Origin of the sequence: Nocardioides abyssi (assembly GCF_030412915.1) — a bacterium.
In the GTDB taxonomy this organism is placed as follows: Bacteria; Actinomycetota; Actinomycetes; order Propionibacteriales; family Nocardioidaceae; genus Nocardioides; species Nocardioides abyssi.
Map to the genome: position 1 here is coordinate 437986 of NZ_JAUHJR010000001.1, position 16762 is coordinate 454747.

Consider the following 16762-nt stretch of genomic DNA (forward strand, 5'->3'; position numbering starts at 1 on the left):
CAGCACCGCCCCGTCGTACGTCCGGCCGCTGAGCGTCCTCGCCCGGCCCGAACCTTCCGGAGTGCCCATGTCCACCGGTGAGAAGTTCACCCAGATGGTGATCGCGGTCGCGGTGTTCTTCGCCGTCGTCGCGCTGATCCTCCTGCTGACCCAACGCCTCCGGTCGCGCCGCGGCGAGCTGGTGCAGTCGGCCGCGTTCGTGCTGCCGGCCATCCTGCTCATCGCCGTCGGCCTGCTCTACCCGGCCCTGACGAGCATCTACCAGTCCTTCAAGGACAACACCGGCAGCGAGTTCGTCGGCCTCGAGAACTACCAGACGATCTTCACCGACAGCGACCAGGTGCGCGTGCTGCTCAACACCGCCGCCTGGGTCATCCTCGTGCCGCTGGTCTCCACGCTGGTCGGCCTGGTGTACGCCGTGCTGGTCGACCGCTCGCGGTTCGAGAAGGTCGCCAAGGCGCTGATCTTCCTGCCGATGGCGATCTCGCTCGTGGGCGCCTCGATCATCTGGAAGTTCGTCTACGACTACCGCGACAGCAGCAAGCAGCAGATCGGCCTGGCCAACGAGCTGCTCAACCTGGTCGGGATCGACTCCTACCGGTTCCTGCTCACCGAGCCGTGGAACACCGTCTTCCTCATCATCATCCTGATCTGGGTCCAGGCCGGCTTCGCGATGACGATCCTCTCGGCGTCGATCAAGGCGATCCCCGAGGACATCATCGAGGCCGCCCGCCTCGACGGCGTCGGGGGGATGAAGATGTTCCGCCACATCACGATCCCGAGCATCCGGCCCTCGCTCATCGTCGTGCTCACCACCATCAGCATCACGACGCTGAAGGCCTTCGACATCGTCCGCACGACCACCGGCGGCAACTTCGACACGTCGGTGCTGGCCTACCAGTTCTACGTGGAGTACTTCCGCTCCTACGACCAGGGCATGGCCACCGCCATCGCGGTCCTGATCTTCGTCCTGGTGATGCCGATCGTGATCTACAACGTCCGTCAGATGCGCAAGCTGGAGGCACGATGACCGTCATCCCCGAGGAGAAGGGCGTCGAGGCGATCGTCGCCCAGGAGTCGGTCGCCGCCACCGCCAAGCGCGGGCTGAGCTCCCCGTGGGCCTCGCTGGCCGCGGTCGTCATCGCCGTGCTGTGGACGATCCCGACCTTCGGCCTCCTGGTCACCTCGTTCCGTCCCGAGAGCGACATCACGAGCAGTGGCTGGTGGACCTTCCTCACGGACCCGAGCTTCACCCTGGACAACTACGACGAGGTCCTGAACGGGTCGACGACCAACCTGGCGACGTACTTCATCAACTCGATCGTCATCACGATCCCGTCGGTGCTGATCCCGATCAGCATCGCGACGATGGCTGCCTACGCGTTCGCGTGGATGAAGTTCCCGGGGCGCGACTTCCTGTTCGTGGCGATCTTCGCCCTGCAGATCGTGCCCATCCAGGTCACGATGATCCCGCTGCTCAAGCTCTACGTGCAGCCGCCGTTCGACCTGATGCCCCTCGCGGGCTCCGACGCCCCCGGTGGCGGCTTCTACACGATCTGGCTCTCGCACGCGATCTTCGCGCTGCCGCTGGCGATCTACCTGCTGCACAACTTCATGAGCCAGATCCCCGGCGAGCTGATCGAGTCCGCCCGGGTCGACGGCGCCGGCCACGTGCAGATCTTCACCAAGATCATGCTGCCGCTCATGGCGCCGGCGATCGCGGCGTTCGGCATCTTCCAGTTCCTGTGGGTGTGGAACGACCTGCTGGTCGCGCTGGTCTTCGGCAGCTCGGAGAACGCCCCGCTGACCGCGCGCCTGGCCGAGCTGTCCGGCACCCGCGGCCAGGACTGGTACCTCCTCTCGGCCGGCGCCTTCGTCTCGCTGGTCGTGCCGCTGATCGTGTTCCTCGCCCTGCAGCGCTACTTCGTGCGCGGCCTGCTGGCGGGAAGCGTCAAGGGGTGACCGGCCCGCGGGTGGGGGCCCGGTGACCAGCATCGACGACCTCGCCCGCGAGGTCGGGGTCTCCACCGCGACCGTCTCCCGCGCCCTGCGCGGGCTGCCCCGGGTCTCCGAGGAGACCCGGCAGCGGGTGGTCGAGGCGGCGGTGCGGCTGGGCTACGTGCCGAGCGCCAGCGCGAGCGGGCTGGCCACGGGGCGCACCCGCACGGTCGCGGTCGTGGTGCCGTTCGTGACCCGGTGGTTCTTCGCCACCGTCATCCACGGCGCCGAGCAGGTGCTGCGCGAGCGCGGCTACGACCTGCTCCTCTACAACCTCGCCGGCGACCCGGCCGCCCGGCAGCGCCTCTTCGGCACCGGCCTGCTCACCAAGCGCGCCGACGCGGTCCTCGTGCTCGGGCTCGCCCCGACCCCCGAGGAGGTCCGGCAGCTGCGCAGCGGCGGCCGCCCGGTGGGTCTGGTGGGCGCGTCGGTCGACGGCTGGCCCAGCGTCCAGATCGACGACCATGCCGCGGCCCGCTCGGCGGTCGAGCACCTGCTCGCGCTCGGCCACCGCCGGATCGCGTACGTCGGCGGGCTCGACGAGAGCCCGGTCGACGTCGTCGTGCCGACGGCCCGCCGCGACGGCTACCTCGAGGCGCTGCTGGACGCGGGGGTCGAGCCGGAGCCGGCGTACGAGGTGGACGGCCGCTTCACCATGGCCGGTGGGCTGGCCGCCGGCCGGCGGCTGCTCGGCCTCCCCGAGGGGCCGACCGCGGTGTTCGCGGCGTCCGACGAGATGGCGATCGGCGTGCTGCGCGCGGCCCGCGAGGCCGGGCGCTCGGTGCCCGGCGACCTGTCGGTCATCGGGGTGGACGACCACGAGACGGCGCTGTTCTTCGACCTCTCCACGGTGCGCCAGCAGGTGGCCGAGCAGGGGCGCACGGCGGCGCGCCAGGTGCTGGCGCTGCTGGGCGAGACCGACGAGGTCGTGCCCGACCGGGTCGTGCTGCCCACCGAGCTGGTGCTGCGCTCCACGACGGCGCCGCCGGCCTGACGGCCGGGCCCGACGGCCCGCGCGGTGGGTGTCAGCGCAGCGAGTAGGTCGCCAGCGAGACACCGACGTAGTGCGCGGCGAAGGCCAGGATCGTGAAGGTGTGGAAGACCTCGTGGAAGCCGAACCACCGGGGCCAGGGGTCGGGCCGCTTGAAGCCGTAGACCACGCCGCCCAGCGTGTAGAGCATCCCGCCGGCCACGATCATCACGAAGGTCGTCACCCCGATGCCCATGCCGAGCTCCAGCGCCCCGTCGAGCAGGTCGGGGATGAAGAAGACCGCCGCCCAGCCGAGCGCGACGTAGATCGGCACGTAGAGCCAGCGCGGCGCGTCGGTCCAGAAGACGCGGAAGCCGACGCCGAGGACGGCCCCCGTCCAGACGGCGACCAGCAGGGCGGTGCGCTGCGTGCCCTCGAGGAGCATCAGCGCGAAGGGCGTGTAGGAGCCGGCGATCAGCAGGAAGATGTTGGCGTGGTCGAAGCGGCGGAGGAACGCCCACGTCCGCGGTGACCAGGTGCCGGTGTGGTAGATCGCCGAGACGGTGAACAGCAGCAGCGCGGTGCCCACGAAGACCGCCGACCCGACCCGGGTGGTCGTGTCGGGGGAGAGGGCGACCAGGACGATGCCGGCCGCCAGCGTCAGGGGCGAGGTCGCCAGGTGCAGCCAGCCGCGGAGCCTGGGCTTGATCTCGGCGATCGTGTCGTGGAACGACTCGCCGAGGTGCTCCAGACGGTGCTCCAGACCTGCACGCACGTCGTCGGATCGGCTCATGCTCCGACGCTACCGGCCGCGGCCGCTCCGGCGGTGGGTGGAGCGGTGTGACGGTGCTCGTCACGTCGGCGGCCCGGACCCGCAGTGCAGCCTTGCGGACCGGGCCCGCAGGGGTGGCCCGCGGGGGCTCGCGGCGGCGTACCCTGCTCCCCGTGGCGGACTGGAAGCGTGGGTTGAGGCGGGTGCTCTACCCCGCCTACGAGGCCCGGATGCTGCGCCGGCTGCCCGCCGACCAGCTGCCCAAGCACATCGGCGTGATGCTCGACGGCAACCGCCGCTGGGCGCGCGCCGTGGGCCGCGACACCGCCCACGGGCACCGCGCGGGCGCGGCCAACATCGAGCCGCTGCTGGGCTGGTGCGACGAGGTCGGCATCGAGGTGGTCACGCTGTGGCTGCTCTCCACCGACAACCTCAACCGGCCCGCCGCCGAGCTCGCGCCGCTGCTGGAGATCATCGAGGAGGCCGTCACCAGCCTCGCCGCCCAGCAGCGCTGGCGGCTGCACCCGGTCGGCGCGCTCGACCTGCTGCCCGCGCGCACCGCCGAGCTGCTCAAGGCCGCCGCGGAGTCCACCCGCGACGTCGACGGCCTGCTCGTCAACGTCGCCGTCGGGTACGGCGGTCGCCGCGAGATCGCCGACGCCGTCCGCTCGCTGCTCCAGGAGCACGCCGAGCGTGGCACCACCCTCGAGGAGCTCGCCGAGCAGATCGACGTCGAGCACATCGCCGACCACCTCTACACCAAGGGCCAGCCCGACCCGGACCTCGTCATCCGCACCTCCGGCGAGCAGCGGCTCGGTGGCTTCCTGCTGTGGCAGAGCGCGAAGTCGGAGTTCTACTTCTGCGAGGCCTACTGGCCCGACTTCCGCCGCGTCGACTTCCTGCGCGCGATCCGCGCCTACGCCCAGCGCGAGCGCCGCTTCGGCGCCTGATCCCTCGTTCAGGGGATGTTCACCCTGGGGACGGGCGTGTCGCGGTCCTCGGGGTGCGCCGCGGCGTACGTTCTCGCTCAGTGGCCGGTGGGGAAGCCGGCCACGTCGGGAGGTCCGCTCGTGAGCGATCACGACTGCAGCGCGCGACAGGCAGCTGCCTGCCGTGGGCGAGGGGGCCGGCACTCCGGCCTGCGGGCCCGGTCCCGGTCCAACCGCGTGAGCTAGGGACCCGGGCGTCGAGTGCGCGTGCCGTCCCGTGAGGGGTGAACCGTGCCGACCACCACGGCCAAGCAGACCCGGACCACCAGCAGCACCCGCGCCGCCCGCCCAGCGGTGCCGGCGACCCGCACCTACGTCCTCGACACCAGCGTGCTGCTGGCCGACCCCGGCGCGCTGCGCCGGTTCGCCGAGCACGAGGTCGTGCTGCCGGTGGTCGTCATCACCGAGCTCGAGGGCAAGCGGCACCACCCCGAGCTCGGCTTCTTCGCGCGCACGGCGCTGCGGGCGCTCGACGACCTCCGGGTCACCCACGGCCGGCTCGACGAGCCCGTGCCGGTGGGGGAGGAGGGCGGGACCCTGCGGGTGGAGCTCAACCACACCGATCCGCAGGCGCTGCCGTCGGGCTTCCGGCTCGGCGACAACGACACCCGCATCCTCGCCGTCGCCAAGAACCTCGCCGACGAGGGCCGCGCGGTCACCCTGGTCTCCAAGGACCTCCCGCTGCGGATCAAGGCCTCGGCGGTCGGCCTGGACGCCGAGGAGTACCGCGCGGAGGCCGTCAGCGACTCCGACACCGGTTACTCCGGCATGGCCGAGCTGGAGGTCGCCGCCGCCGAGCTCGACGAGCTGTACGACGACGGGGTGCTCGACCTCGAGGTCGCCCGTGACCTGCCGTGCCACCAGGGCCTCGTGCTGCTCTCCGACCGCGGCACGGCGCTGGGCCGGGTCGGCCCGGACAAGCGGATCCACCTGGTGCGCGGCGACCGGGAGGCGTTCGGCGTCCACGGCCGGTCCGCGGAGCAGCGGGTGGCGCTCGAGATGCTGCTCGACCCCGAGGTCGGCATCGTCTCCCTCGGCGGCCGGGCCGGCACCGGCAAGTCGGCGATGGCCCTGTGTGCCGGTCTCGAGGCGGTGCTCGAGCGCGGCCAGCACCAGAAGGTCGTGGTCTTCCGGCCGCTCTTCGCGGTCGGCGGCCAGGAGCTCGGCTACCTGCCCGGATCGGAGGCCGAGAAGATGGGCCCCTGGGCGCAGGCGGTCTTCGACACCCTCGGCGCGATGACGTCCAAGGACGTCATCGAGGAGGTGCTCGACCGCGGGATGCTCGAGGTGCTGCCGCTGACCCACATCCGCGGTCGGTCCCTGCACGACTCCTTCGTCATCGTCGACGAGGCGCAGTCGCTGGAGCGCAACGTGCTGCTCACCGTGCTCTCGCGGATCGGCGCGGGCTCCAAGGTCGTCCTCACCCACGACGTCGCCCAGCGCGACAACCTGCGGGTGGGCCGGCACGACGGGATCGTCGCGGTCATCGAGAAGCTCAAGGGGCACCCGCTCTTCGCCCACGTCACGCTGACCCGCTCCGAGCGCTCGCCGATCGCGGCGCTGGTCACCGAGATGCTGGAGAACGTCACGTTGTAGCCGTCACGTCCCGGCCGTGAGCCTGCCGACACCGGTCTGGACAGCTGGGGCCGGCGGGGCTGGTGTGACGGATGTGTCACACGCCCCGCCGGGCTCCGTCCACGACCCGGCCGGTCGCTTTGGCGGGCTCCCCCTCGGTCGTGCATGGTGTCGGGGTCCCTGGCCTCTACCCCCGTGGATGACTCCCCTGTGTCGAAGCACGTCAAGCACGTCCCGAAGCACCGTCGCGCGTCCGAGCCCCGGCTCACGCGCGCCCCGCGACAGGCCCTGCGCACCACGGCCCTCCTCTCCGGGGTGGCCGTCGCGACGACCGGCGCCGCCGTCTCCGGCGGCGTCCTGTCCGGCCCCGGCGCGGTCAACGCCGCCGCCGGTGACGTCTCCGCCGTCGCGGACGGCGCACGCCTGACCGGCTCCGAGCTCGCCGAGGACCGCGCGTCGTCGGTGACCCGCTCCACGGACCGCCGCGAGCAGGCGGACCCCACCAAGCAGGCCACGCTCCGCGAGGAGCTCGGCGCCGCCGCCGGCACGGGCGCCACCCGGGCGATCACCCGCACCGAGGACCTCTCCGACGCCGACCCGCGCTCGATCGCGCGCGCCATGCTCGGCGAGTTCGGCTTCTCCGCCGACCAGTTCTCCTGCCTCGACTCGCTGTGGGTCAGCGAGAGCGACTGGCGCGTCGACGCCGACAACCCCACCTCGTCGGCCTACGGCATCCCGCAGGCGCTCACCGGCATGCACGAGCTGCCGGCCGACTACATGACCTCGGCCGCCTCGCAGATCCGCTGGGGCCTGGGCTACATCCGCGACGCCTACGGCTCGCCGTGCAACGCCTGGTCCTTCAAGCAGGGCAACAACTGGTACTGAGCAACGTCGACCCCCAGCCGCCTCGTGCTGCTGAGGGTGCGTCCTGGCGCACGCTGAGCAGCACGAGGCCGGCGCGGGGTGTCAGGGGTGGGTCATCGACTCCACGTCGAGCGCCTCGTCGAGCTGGGCCTCGGTGACCTCGCCGCGCTCGACGAAGCCCATCGCGACGACCGTCTCGCGGATCGTCGCGCCGTCCGCGAGCGCCTGCTTGGCCACCTTGGCGGCGTTCTCGTAGCCGATGTGCTTGTTCAGCGGTGTGACGACCGACGGCGAGGACTCGGCGTACTGCCGCATCCGCTCGGCGTCGGCGGTGATCCCGTCGATGCAGCGCCGGGCCAGCACGGTGGAGGACGTCGAGAGCAGCCGCACCGACTCCAGCACGTTGCGCGCCATCACCGGCATCGCGACGTTGAGCTCGAAGCTGCCGCTCGCGCCGGCGGTCCCGACGGCCGCGTCGTTGCCGACGACCTGGGCGCACACCATGAGCGTGGCCTCGGGCAGCACCGGGTTGACCTTGCCGGGCATGATGCTCGACCCCGGCTGCAGGTCGGGCAGGTGGATCTCGGCCAGGCCGGTCGTCGGGCCCGACGACATCCAGCGCAGGTCGTTGCAGATCTTCGTCAGGCCGACCGCGATGGTCCGCAGCACGCCGGAGAGCTCGACGAGCGAGTCGCGGGTGCCCTGGGCCTCGAAGTGGTTGCGCGCCTCGGTGAACGGCTGGCCGGTGCGCTCGCCGAGCACCTCGATCACCCGCGCGGCGAAGCCAGGCGGGGTGTTGATCCCGGTGCCGACGGCGGTGCCGCCCAGCGGCAGCTCGCGGACGCGGGGGAGGACCGACTCGAGCCGCTCGGCGGCGTACCGCACCGTCGCGGCGTAGCCGGAGAACTCCTGGCCGAGCATCACCGGCGTGGCGTCCATCAGGTGGGTGCGGCCGGACTTCACCAGGCCGGCGAACTCCTCGGCCTTGGCCTCGAGGCTGGTGGCCAGCACGTCGAGGGCCGGCAGCAGCTGCCCGGTCACGGCCAGCGCCGCGGCCACGTGGATGGCGGTGGGGAAGGTGTCGTTGCTCGACTGGCTGGCGTTGACGTGGTCGTTGGGGTGCACCTCGGTGCCGGCCCGCCCGGCCAGCGAGGCGATGACCTCGTTGGCGTTCATGTTCGAGCTGGTCCCCGAGCCGGTCTGGAAGACGTCGACGGGGAACTCGCGGTCGTGGCGGCCCTCGGCGACCTCGGTCGCGGCGGCGACGACGGCGTCAGCCTTCGCCCGGTCCAGCACACCGAGCTCGCCGTTGGTCGTGGCGGCGGCGGCCTTGACCAGGCCGATGGCGTGGACGAGCGCGGGCTCGATGGGGGTGCCGGAGATCGGGAAGTTCTCCACCGCCCGCTGGGTCTGGGCCCGCCACAGCGCCTCGCGAGGCACCTGGACCTCGCCCATGCTGTCGTGCTCGGTCCGGAACTCGCCCTGGGTCTGCTGGTCTGCGCTCACGGCTCGACCGGTACCCGCGCGACGTAGAGCCAATAGTGCTCGTCGCGGTCCTGGAGCCGGACGGCGTGCGGGTGGGCCTCCGCCGCGCCGAACACGCCCGCCATCGCCTCCGCCAGCTCCGGCGCCTCGGCGGCGGACCAGACCACCAGCACCCCGCCCGGTCGCAGCACCGCGCGGACCGTGGCCAGGAACGGCTCCCGGTAGATCGCGGCGTTGGCGTCGTGGACGAGGTAGCCCGGGCCGTTGTCGACGTCCAGCAGCACCAGGTCGTACGCCGCCGGGCGGGCCTCGGCGAGCGCGACGGCCACGTCGGCGACGACCACCTGCACCCGCTCGTCGGCGAGCAGTGCCGGCCCGTGGGGGACCGTGCCGTCCCGCACCCAGCCGACCAGCGCCTCCTCGATCTCCACGACCGCGCAGCGCTCGACCCGGCTGTCGGCGAGCACCTCGTGCAGGGTGAAGCCGAGCCCGAGCCCGCCCACGAGGACCGCCCGGGGGTGCTCGACCAGGACGAGCGCCGCAGCGGCCAGCGCCCGCTCGGTGCTGGTCTCGAGGGTGTCCATCACGAAGACGCCGTTGGCCCGCAGCTCCAGCGAGGTCGGGCCGTGCGGGCTGCGGCGCTCGCGCAGCACCAGCTCACCGCGCTCGGACTCCGCGCGGGCGACGACGACGTGCTCCAGCTCGTCCTCCACGGGGCGTTGCTCCTCCGCCGGTCGTTCGTTGTACCCGGCGCGGGCCGGCCGATCGGCCCGCGCTCGTCCTTGACCAAGGAGACATCGTGGCACGCATCCTCCGGACCCTCGTGGCCCTCGTCCTGCTGGTGGTCCCCACCGCCGGGCTCGTCGCCTCCACCTCGACCACGGCCAGTGCCGCCCCGACGTACGGGCCGTGGAGCAGCGAGGTCCTCGGCCTGCAGGGCCGGGTCTCGCCGCCCTCGGAGGACCAGGCCCGGGCCTTCGTTCAGTTCCGCCGCACGAAGTCCTCCGAGGGCCAGCGGCAGGTCCGGGTGGCCTACCGGGTCGCCGCCGGCAAGCGGGTGACGCTGGCCGCCCGCAGCCTCGCGCCGGGCACGCGCACGCAGTACCGCACCGCAGCGGTGCCCTGCGGCAAGCGGATCACCGTCGTCGCGCAGGGCCGCTACCGGGCGAGCGAGTCGGCCGACTGGTCGTCCTGGTACGAGGTCAGCGCCACCTTCAAGCGCGCCTGCTGATCCCCGCTCCTTCGGGTACCGGACGCATCGACCCGAAGGAGAGTGCATGAGCGACAACAAGGACCAGCCGCAGCAGTCCGAGGGACAGGTCTCCGAGGCCGCCTCGATGGACACCGACGCCATCGACCAGCCGATCTCGGACGACCAGGGCGTCGCGGGCAACCCCGACCAGCCGCACGGTGCGGACGGCGAGGGCGTCGAGGCCGGCCCCAACGCCAAGCCGCGCGCGAACATGGAGTCCAACCGCAACGACTGAGCCGGGGCGCACCGCCCCGGTGCTTGACCGAAGACCCTCGCGCTTGACCGATGATCCTTCCTCGGTCAGGCGCGAGTTCTCTCGGTCAGGTTCACCAATTCACCGGTTGACCGGTGGATTGGTGCGCTCGACCGTCCGACCGACCGGCACCGACGGGGCCGACTACTGCGCGGAGCGGACGCGCAGGCCGGTGAGCGGGATGGTGGTGGTGCCGGCGGGGTCGGTGAAGAAGTCGTTGCCCTGGTCGTCGACGACGATGAAGGCGGGGAAGTCCTCGACCTCGATCTTCCAGACCGCCTCCATCCCGAGCTCGGGGTACTCGATGACCTCCTGGGACCGGATGCAGTCCTGGGCGAGGCGGGCGGCGGGGCCGCCGATCGAGCCGAGGTAGAAGCCGCCGTGCGCGGCGCAGGCGTCGGTGACCGCCTTGGAGCGGTTGCCCTTGGCCAGCATCACCATCGAGCCACCCGCGGCCTGGAACTGCTCGACGTAGGAGTCCATCCGCCCCGCGGTCGTCGGGCCGAAGGACCCCGACGCCATGCCCTCGGGGGTCTTGGCCGGGCCGGCGTAGTAGACCGGGTGGTCCTTGAGGTACTGCGGCATCTCCTCGCCGGCGTCGAGGCGCTCCTTGATCTTGGCGTGCGCGATGTCGCGCGCCACCACGAGCGGACCGGTCAGCGACAGCCGCGTCTTGACCGGGTGCTTGCGCAGCTCGGCCAGGATGTCGGCCATCGGCATGGTCAGGTCGATCGGGACCACCTCGCCGCTGGCGATGTCCTCGGCGACGCCGGCGTCGGGCATGTACTGCGCCGGGTCGGTCTCGAGCTGCTCGAGGAAGACGCCCTCGGGGGTGATCTTGCCCAGCGCCTGGCGGTCGGCCGAGCAGGAGACGGCGATGGCGACCGGGCAGGACGCGCCGTGGCGGGGGAGCCGGACGACGCGGACGTCGTGGCAGAAGTACTTGCCGCCGAACTGCGCGCCGATCCCGAAGGACTGGGTCAGCTCGAAGACCTGCTGCTCCAGATCGAGGTCGCGGAAGCCGTGCGCCGACATCGAGCCCTCGGTGGGGAGATCGTCGAGGTAGTGCGCCGAGGCGTACTTGGCGGTCTTGAGCGCGAACTCCGCCGACGTGCCGCCGATGACGACCGCGAGGTGGTACGGCGGGCAGGCGGCCGTGCCGAGCGAGCGGATCTTCTCGTCGAGGAAGGTCAGCATCCGCTGCGGGTTGAGGATCGCCTTGGTCTCCTGGAACAGGAACGACTTGTTGGCCGACCCGCCGCCCTTGGCCATGAAGAGGAACTTGTACTCCGGCTTCCCACTGGTCTGGGGCGTGGAGTAGATCTCGATCTGCGCCGGCAGGTTGGTGCCGGTGTTCTTCTCCTCGTACGTCGTCAGCGGCGCGAGCTGGGAGTAGCGCAGGTTCAGCTGGGTGTAGGCGTCGTACACGCCCTGGCTGACGACCTCGCCGTCGTCGACGCCGGTGATGACGCCCTCGGACTTCTTGCCCATGACGATCGCGGTGCCGGTGTCCTGGCACATCGGCAGCACGCCGCCGGCGGAGATGTTGACGTTCTTGAGCAGGTCGAGCGCGACGAAGCGGTCGTTGCCCGACGCCTCGGGGTCGTCGATGATCCGCCGCAGCTGCGCGAGGTGCGCGGGGCGCAGGTAGTGGGCGATGTCGTGCATCGCCTCGCGGGTCAGCAGCCGGATCGCCTCGGGGGAGACCTTGAGCAGCGTCTGGCCGTCGACCTCGACGGTGGAGACGCCCTCGGTGGTCAGCAGCCGGTACGGCGTGCGGTCCGGGCCGAGGGGCAGCAGGTCGGAGTAGCGGAACTCGGGATCGCTCGACACAGGCGCTCAGACTACGCCGCCGGACGGGCGGCGCGGACGCCGGGAGTTCACCGATCGGCCCGCCGGCGGCCGCGGGACGGTAACGTCCGCGACGGTCGTGCCCACAACGGTGCGCGAGGCGCGACCGCGCCTCGCCTCAGGAGGTAGACGTGAAGGTTCGTAGATTGGTCGTCGTGCTCGCCGCGACGACGGTGCTGGCGGCGTGCTCGCCCCCGGCCGACGACAAGGACGACTCCGGCTCGAGCGGCGGCACCGACGCCGCCGCCGCGACGTCGGCCGAGGACTTCGGCGGGATGGAGGGCCTCGTCGAGGCCGCGCAGGAGGAGGGCACGCTCAACGTCATCGCGCTGCCCCCGGACTGGGCGAACTACGGCGAGATCATCAAGGCGTTCGAGGAGAAGTACGACATCGAGGTCGACTCGGCGCAGCCCGACGCGGCCAGCCAGGACGAGATCAACGCGGCCGACACGCTCAAGGGCAGCGACCGCGCGCCCGACGTCTTCGACCTCAGCCAGTCGGTGGCGCTCGCCAACACCGACCGCTACGCGCCGTACCAGGTCGAGACGTTCGACGAGATCCCCGAGGAGTTCAAGGACCCGGACGGCGCCTGGGTCAACGACTACGGCGGCTACATGTCGGTCGGCTACGACTCCAGCAAGGTGCCGGACATCGAGTCGCTCGACGACCTGCTCGGCCCGGAGTTCCGCGGCAAGGTCGCGCTCAACGGTGACCCGACGCAGGCCGGCGCCGCGTTCAGCGGCGTGGTCATGGCCTCGCTGGCCAACGGCGGCTCCGCGGACGACATCGCCCCGGGCGTGGAGTTCTTCAAGAAGCTGAAGGCGGCCGGCAACTTCCTGCCCGTCGACCCGACGCCGGCCACCATCGAGTCCGGCCAGACCCCGGTCGTCATCGACTGGGACTACCTCAACGCCACCGAGTCGGAGAAGCTCGACAGCTGGGAGGTCTTCGTGCCGCAGGACGCGGTCGTCGCGGGCTACTACTTCCAGGCCATCAACGCCGACGCGCCGCACCCGGCCGCCGCCCGTCTGTGGCAGGAGTTCCTCTACAGCGACGAGGGGCAGAACCTCTGGCTCGCCGGTGGCGCCCGCCCCGTGCGTGCCGAGGCGATGGCCGAGGCCGGCACGATCGACGCCGAGCTGTACGACGCGCTGCCCGAGGTGACCGGTGACCCGGTCATCCCGTCCAACGAGCAGACCGAGTCGATGGCGTCGTACCTCGCCGACAACTGGGCGAAGGCAATCGGCTGAGCACCGTCGCCCCCGTCACGGGCACGTCGACCACGACGTCCCGTGCCCCGCGGTCGGCCCGACGCCTCGGCGTCGGGCCGGCCCTCGGGCTGGTCCCGTTCCTGGTCTACGTCACGATCTTCCTGCTCGTCCCGACCGTGACGGTGCTGGTGGGCGCGTTCTCCGGTGGGGAGGACGGCTTCACCCTCGACCGCGTCCGCGCGCTCGGTGAGGAGACGCCGCTGCGCGCCCTGCGCGAGAGCCTGCTGCTCTCGTTCCTCTCCGCCGGCATCGGCGCGGTGCTCGGCGCGGTGCTGGCGCAGCTGGTCCTCGCGGCCCCGCCGACCGGCGTCGTACGCCGCGTGGTGACCTCGCTGTGCGGCGTGCTCGCCCAGTTCGGCGGCGTGACCCTGGCCTTCGCCTGGCTCGCCACCCTCGGCTTCGGCGGCCTGCTCACCGAGCTCCTCGCGAGCACGCTCGGCACCTCCGACGCCGGCTCGGCGTGGCTCTACGAGCTGCCGGGCCTGGTGCTGGTCTACACCTACTTCCAGATCCCGCTGATGGTCATCGTCTTCCTGCCCGCGCTCGAGGGGCTCCGGCCCCAGTGGCGCGAGGCCGCGGTCAACCTCGGCGCGACGCCGTGGCAGTACTGGACCCGCGTCGCGATCCCGCTCCTGCGCCCGGCCTTCCTGGGCTCGGCGCTGCTGCTGTTCGCCAACGCGTTCGCGGCGTACGCCACCGCCGCCGCCCTCGTCAGCCAGGGCGCCCCGATCACCCCGCTCCTCATCCGCTCCGCGCTGACCTCCGAGGTCGTGCTCGGCCAGCAGGACTTCGGCTTCGCGCTGGCCCTGGAGATGGTCGTCGTCGTGGCCGTCGTCATGGCGCTCTACGCCTGGCTGCTCAAGCGCACCTCGCGGTGGCTGCGGTGAGCGCCGTCGTGGGCCGCGCGGTCCGCTACCTGCTGCTGCTGGCGTTCGCGGCGTTCTTCGCGCTGCCGCTGCTGGCGCTGCTCGACTTCTCCACCACCGACCTGCGCACGGGCGACCGGACCGGCGCGGCGTGGGCCTCGCTCGTCGAGGACCCCACCCTCACCGAGGCGATCCGCACCTCGCTGGTGCTGGCCGCGCTGACGGTCGTCGGCATGGTCGTCCTGCTCGTCCCGACGATGGTCTGGGTGCGGCTGCGGGTGCCGCGGGCGAGCCGGCTGGTGGAGTTCCTCTGCCTGCTGCCGCTCACGATCCCCGCGCTGGTCATCGTGGTCGGCCTGGGCAACGTCTACGCCTGGGTGGACTACCTGGTCGGCGACTCTCCACTGACGCTCGCGTTCGTCTACGTCGTGCTCGTGCTGCCCTACGCCTACCGCTCCATCGACGTGGCGCTCTCGGCGATCGACTCCACCACGCTGTCGGAGGCCGCCCGGTCGCTCGGCGCCGGCTGGTTCACCGTCATCGTGCGCGTCGTCGTGCCGAACATCTGGCCCGGCGTCCTCGGAGCGGCGTTCATCTCGATCGCGCTCGTGCTCGGGGAGTACACCGTCGCGTCGCTGCTGAACTTCGACACGCTGCCGGTCGTCCTCGTGCTGCTGCAGAAGAGCGACGCCCCGGCCTCGATGGCCGCCGCGCTCGCCTCCATCCTCTTCGCCGCCCTGCTGCTCGTCGGGCTCTCGCTGCTCGACCGGCGGCGCCCCACCACCGGGAGGAACTGACCCGATGACCACCACCCCTGCCGCCCCCGTCACCGGCTCCGCGGCCGCGTCCTCCGGCGTCGCCGTCGAGCTCGACGGGCTGCGCCGCTCCTACGGCGACGTGCACGCCCTCGACGGCCTCGACCTGCGCCTCGAGCCGGGGGAGATGGTCGTGCTGCTGGGCCCCTCGGGCTGCGGCAAGACCACCGCGCTGCGCATCCTCGCCGGCCTGGAGCGCCCCGACGCCGGCACCGTGCGGGTCGGCGGTCGCGACGTGACCCGGGTGCCGCCGAACAAGCGGGACATGGGCATGGTCTTCCAGGCCTACAGCCTTTTCCCGCACCTCACCGTGCTCGACAACGTCTCCTTCGGCCTCAAGCTGCGCGGGCGCAAGCGCTCGGAGCGCCGGCGCCGCGCCGGCGACATGCTCGACCTGGTCGGCCTCGGCCAGCAGGCCGGCCGCTACGCCCACCAGCTCTCCGGCGGCCAGCAGCAGCGCGTGGCGCTGGCCCGCGCGCTTGCGATCGAGCCGGCGGTGCTGCTGCTCGACGAGCCGCTCTCGGCGCTCGACGCGAAGGTGCGCGTCCAGCTGCGTGACGAGATCCGCCGCGTCCAGCTCGACGTCGGCACGACCACGCTGTTCGTCACCCACGACCAGGAGGAGGCGCTCGCCGTCGCCGACCGGGTCGGCGTGATGAACGCCGGTCGGCTCGAGCAGATCGCCCCGCCCGCCGAGCTGTACGACGCCCCGGCCACACCCTTCGTCGGCTCGTTCGTCGGGCTGAGCAACCGGCTGCCGGCGCAGGTCGTCGACGGCCGGGCGCGGGTGCTCGAGGCCACCGTCGACGTGCTGCCCGGCTCCGCCACCGGCAACGGCACCGCGCTCGTGCGGCCCGAGGCCGTCCGCCTGGTCGCCGATCCCGCGGGCACGGCCACGGTCGCCTCCGTCGCGTTCCTCGGACCGGTCTCGCGCGCCAGCGTCACCCTGACCGACGGCACGCTGGTCACCGCCCAGCTGCCGAGCTCGGAGGCCGTCGCCCTCCGGGTCGGCGAGCGGGTGCGGGTCGACGTCGAGCAGGTGCCGGTCCTGGTGGTCGCGGACTGACCTCGCGGCCTAGGGTGGCGCCCATGGAGGGCAGCCACACACCCGGGACGCCGGACCCCACGCGGCTGCGCGTCTCCGACGCCGACCGCCACCGCACCGCCGAGGTGCTGCGCGAGGCGGCGGGGGAGGGCCGGCTGGACCTCGACGAGCTCTCGGAGCGGCTCGAGGCCGCCTACGCCGCCAAGGTGTACGCCGACCTCGTCCCGCTCGTCAGCGACCTGCCCGCCACGCCCGGCGCGGCCCCCGGCCTGCCGACCCCGGTCGCGCACGCCTCGACGCCCGCCCCGGCGCCGGCCCCCGGCGGGCCGCCCGTGGCCGGTCGCCGGCACGACACCTCGATCGCGATCATGAGCGGCTGCGACCGCAAGGGCGTGTGGGAGGTCGGGCCCAGCCACGCGGCGTACGCGCTCATGGGTGGGATCGTCATCGACCTGCGCCAGGCCGTCTTCACCAGCCGCGAGGTCGTCATCACCTGCGCCGCCTTCTGGGCCGGCATCGACGTCATCGTCGACGAGCGCACCCAGGTCGTCCTCGAGGGCATCGGGATCATGGGCGCCTTCGAGCAGGGCCGCGACAAGGTCGAGGCCCGCATCGACGCCGACTCCCCGGTGGTCCGGGTCAAGGGCGTCGCGATCATGGCCGGTGTCACCGTCATCCGGAAGGGCCCGGACAAGCCCCGCCGGGGCCTGCGCCGCGGCCCGGACCGCCCGCAGCTGCCCTGACCTGACCCGCTGG

Annotated in this window: 17 protein-coding genes; 13 read left to right on the plus strand and 4 right to left on the minus strand. The window is 72.2% G+C overall.

What is annotated here, in order from left to right; all coding sequences use genetic code 11:
* Window positions 1–67: 67 nt before the first annotated feature.
* From QWY29_RS02140 to QWY29_RS02150, 3 genes are read left to right on the plus strand one after another with little or no spacing between them, the layout of a single operon-like run.
* Window positions 68–1030 carry a carbohydrate ABC transporter permease gene (locus QWY29_RS02140; RefSeq protein ID WP_300959007.1) on the plus strand — a complete coding sequence of 321 codons (963 nt, stop codon included), beginning with the start codon at window positions 68–70 and terminating at the stop codon, window positions 1028–1030.
* Window positions 1027–1962 carry a carbohydrate ABC transporter permease gene (locus tag QWY29_RS02145; protein WP_300959008.1) on the plus strand — a complete coding sequence of 312 codons (936 nt, stop codon included), beginning with the start codon at window positions 1027–1029 and terminating at the stop codon, window positions 1960–1962. Before QWY29_RS02140 ends, QWY29_RS02145 begins: the two co-directional genes overlap by 4 nt.
* A 22-nt stretch (window positions 1963–1984) precedes the next feature.
* The gene (locus QWY29_RS02150; RefSeq protein WP_300959009.1) at window positions 1985–2992 is read left to right on the plus strand and encodes a LacI family DNA-binding transcriptional regulator; all 1008 of its coding nucleotides are present in this window, start codon (window positions 1985–1987) and stop codon (window positions 2990–2992) included.
* A 31-nt stretch (window positions 2993–3023) separates the two neighbouring features.
* On the opposite strand, the gene trhA is transcribed toward QWY29_RS02150, so the two are convergent.
* Window positions 3024–3761, minus strand: coding sequence for a PAQR family membrane homeostasis protein TrhA (gene trhA, locus QWY29_RS02155; protein WP_300959010.1), 738 nt, complete (start codon window positions 3759–3761; stop codon window positions 3024–3026).
* 152 nt (window positions 3762–3913) lie between these two features.
* Here trhA and QWY29_RS02160 point away from each other — a divergent pair, with 152 nt between their 5' ends.
* The 3 genes from QWY29_RS02160 (at window position 3914) to QWY29_RS02170 (ending at window position 7189) form a co-directional block, all read left to right on the plus strand.
* Window positions 3914–4690: an isoprenyl transferase gene (locus tag QWY29_RS02160; RefSeq protein WP_300959011.1), complete on the plus strand. Its 777-nt coding sequence runs from the start codon at window positions 3914–3916 to the stop codon at window positions 4688–4690.
* A 333-nt stretch (window positions 4691–5023) separates the two neighbouring features.
* The gene (gene phoH2, locus QWY29_RS02165; protein WP_300959589.1) at window positions 5024–6325 is read left to right on the plus strand and encodes an RNA 5'-3' helicase PhoH2; all 1302 of its coding nucleotides are present in this window, start codon (window positions 5024–5026) and stop codon (window positions 6323–6325) included.
* A 174-nt stretch (window positions 6326–6499) separates the two neighbouring features.
* Window positions 6500–7189 carry an aggregation-promoting factor C-terminal-like domain-containing protein gene (locus QWY29_RS02170; protein ID WP_300959012.1) on the plus strand — a complete coding sequence of 230 codons (690 nt, stop codon included), beginning with the start codon at window positions 6500–6502 and terminating at the stop codon, window positions 7187–7189.
* A gap of 81 nt (window positions 7190–7270) precedes the next feature.
* On the opposite strand, the gene QWY29_RS02175 is transcribed toward QWY29_RS02170, so the two are convergent.
* Together QWY29_RS02175 and QWY29_RS02180 are read right to left on the minus strand one after the other, a co-directional pair.
* Complete coding sequence (locus tag QWY29_RS02175) at window positions 7271–8674, minus strand: class II fumarate hydratase (protein ID WP_300959013.1); 1404 nt, start codon at window positions 8672–8674, stop codon at window positions 7271–7273.
* The gene (locus QWY29_RS02180) at window positions 8671–9366 is read right to left on the minus strand and encodes a spermine/spermidine synthase domain-containing protein (RefSeq protein ID WP_300959014.1); all 696 of its coding nucleotides are present in this window, start codon (window positions 9364–9366) and stop codon (window positions 8671–8673) included. Before QWY29_RS02180 ends, QWY29_RS02175 begins: the two co-directional genes overlap by 4 nt.
* 86 nt (window positions 9367–9452) lie before the next feature.
* Here QWY29_RS02180 and QWY29_RS02185 point away from each other — a divergent pair, with 86 nt between their 5' ends.
* The gene (locus tag QWY29_RS02185; protein ID WP_300959015.1) at window positions 9453–9884 is read left to right on the plus strand and encodes a hypothetical protein; all 432 of its coding nucleotides are present in this window, start codon (window positions 9453–9455) and stop codon (window positions 9882–9884) included.
* 46 nt (window positions 9885–9930) lie between these two features.
* The gene (locus QWY29_RS02190; RefSeq protein WP_300959016.1) at window positions 9931–10140 is read left to right on the plus strand and encodes a hypothetical protein; all 210 of its coding nucleotides are present in this window, start codon (window positions 9931–9933) and stop codon (window positions 10138–10140) included.
* A 162-nt stretch (window positions 10141–10302) separates the two neighbouring features.
* On the opposite strand, the gene QWY29_RS02195 is transcribed toward QWY29_RS02190, so the two are convergent.
* Window positions 10303–11991, minus strand: coding sequence for a fumarate hydratase (locus QWY29_RS02195; RefSeq protein ID WP_300959017.1), 1689 nt, complete (start codon window positions 11989–11991; stop codon window positions 10303–10305).
* Window positions 11992–12140: 149 nt separating this feature from the next.
* On the opposite strand from QWY29_RS02195, the gene QWY29_RS02200 reads away from it, so the two are divergent.
* The 5 genes from QWY29_RS02200 to QWY29_RS02220 all read left to right on the plus strand — a co-directional run bounded on the left by QWY29_RS02200 (window position 12141) and on the right by QWY29_RS02220 (window position 16749).
* Window positions 12141–13259 (plus strand): ABC transporter substrate-binding protein, encoded by a 1119-nt coding sequence (locus tag QWY29_RS02200; RefSeq protein WP_300959018.1) that lies wholly within the window; start codon window positions 12141–12143, stop codon window positions 13257–13259.
* Between the two features lie 137 nt (window positions 13260–13396).
* The gene (locus QWY29_RS02205; protein ID WP_300959019.1) at window positions 13397–14167 is read left to right on the plus strand and encodes an ABC transporter permease; all 771 of its coding nucleotides are present in this window, start codon (window positions 13397–13399) and stop codon (window positions 14165–14167) included.
* Entirely contained in the window at window positions 14164–14943 is a 780-nt protein-coding gene (locus QWY29_RS02210; protein WP_300959020.1) for an ABC transporter permease, read from the plus strand. The genes QWY29_RS02205 and QWY29_RS02210 overlap by 4 nt, the downstream gene beginning before the upstream one ends.
* A 4-nt stretch (window positions 14944–14947) precedes the next feature.
* Window positions 14948–16027, plus strand: a complete 1080-nt coding sequence (locus QWY29_RS02215; RefSeq protein ID WP_300959021.1) for an ABC transporter ATP-binding protein — start codon at window positions 14948–14950, stop codon at window positions 16025–16027.
* 23 nt (window positions 16028–16050) lie between these two features.
* Window positions 16051–16749, plus strand: coding sequence for a DUF1707 SHOCT-like domain-containing protein (locus QWY29_RS02220; RefSeq protein ID WP_300959022.1), 699 nt, complete (start codon window positions 16051–16053; stop codon window positions 16747–16749).
* The last annotated feature ends 13 nt before the right edge of the window (window positions 16750–16762 follow it).